Raw genomic sequence first — 1,273 nt, 5'->3', positions numbered from 1 at the left:
ATGCTTACGTCAAAAATGAACCCGTGATGTATGATGACCCTACCGGACACTTCTTCAATTTTGTTGCTGCGGCAGTAGGAGCCGCTATTGGAGCCGGCATTGAAATGGCGAGGGATGCTGCGAAAGGTCAGCTATCCAAGAGCAATTGGAAGAACTATGCGGGGGCCGCTGCCGCAGGCGCGATAACAGGATTGACTGCCGGATTGACTGGTGGTGCCTCCCTTGTTGCAAATATGGGGGTGCGTGCCGGAGCTGGGTATGCTAGCAGTGCTGCAGAGCAATACATTACAACGGGTAAGGTCAATCAAAAGCAAGCACTGACGAGTAGCGTACAGAGCGTGGGTACTTATGGAGCAGGCAAGGCGACCAATAAGCTTAAGGTGTCTTCTGGTGGTAGAGGTAATACTTATCAGACGTATACGAAAAAAAATTCTACTACTGGTCAGGTGTATACTGGTCGTACCAGTGGCAAAGGTACTCCATTAGAGAATATCGCTAAAAGAGATGCGAACCACCATATGAATCAGCAAGGATTTGGCCGTGCAACCCTTGATCAAACATCAAGCAACAAAAATGCAATTCGTGGCAGGGAGCAACAGATGATTGAGAAGAATGGGGGTGCAAGATCTCAGGGAGGAACGTCCGGAAATAGTATAAATGGGATTTCCAAGAATAATAATAATAGAAAGATATATATTAATGCTGCAAACAAGGAGTTTGGTAAACCATGACGAGTACAAAGCGCAAGCGAATAAAACTTGGAGATGTGTATGCTGTGCCTTTACCTGATGGCAGATTTGCATTTGGAAGGAGGTTTAAGGATGCAAGTATTGCAATCTATCGTTATATAGGCAAATCGGTTGAAGACATACCTCAAAATGAAGATTATCAGTTTATAGTAGGAATTTATGATGATGTACTGAAATCAGGTCAATGGACGGTTGTTGTTAATCGTCCATTTGAAGATGAAGATGAAGCATGGCCTCCTCCTGCGTGTGTAATTGATAAATTATCCGGTGGATATTCAATATATTATAAAGGAGAAATGAAAAGGGCTAGCAAGCAAGAATGTGATGGGCTTGAAATTGCTGCGGTATGGGAAGCAGAACATATTATTGATAGGATTATGGGTGAAGACAAGTGGCATAAAGACCCACTGAAATAGTTAATAAATTGACCTTGATTGGCTTCTGATATGCTCCCCTTGTAGTAGACAGTTGAAATAATAAAACTGTTTACTACGAGGTGGAGCATTTTTATGTCTCATAGATCG

At 43.0% G+C, this 1,273-nt stretch carries 1 protein-coding gene and 1 pseudogene; both read left to right on the top strand.

Annotated features, from left to right (window positions below; all coding sequences use genetic code 11):
• Positions 1 to 731 (top strand): annotated as a pseudogene (locus tag JFN88_RS16320) (hypothetical protein); the annotation flags it as partial.
• Positions 728 to 1,165 carry an Imm26 family immunity protein gene (locus JFN88_RS16315; RefSeq protein ID WP_199020328.1) on the top strand — a complete coding sequence of 146 codons (438 nt, stop codon included), beginning with the start codon at positions 728 to 730 and terminating at the stop codon, positions 1,163 to 1,165. The pseudogene JFN88_RS16320 and the gene JFN88_RS16315, both read left to right, overlap by 4 nt.
• Positions 1,166 to 1,273: the final 108 nt, after the last annotated feature.

This window comes from Paenibacillus roseus, assembly GCF_016424485.1.
Lineage (GTDB): Bacteria > Bacillota > Bacilli > Paenibacillales > Paenibacillaceae > Paenibacillus_D > Paenibacillus_D roseus.
This window is presented reverse-complemented; position numbering and strand designations above follow the sequence as displayed.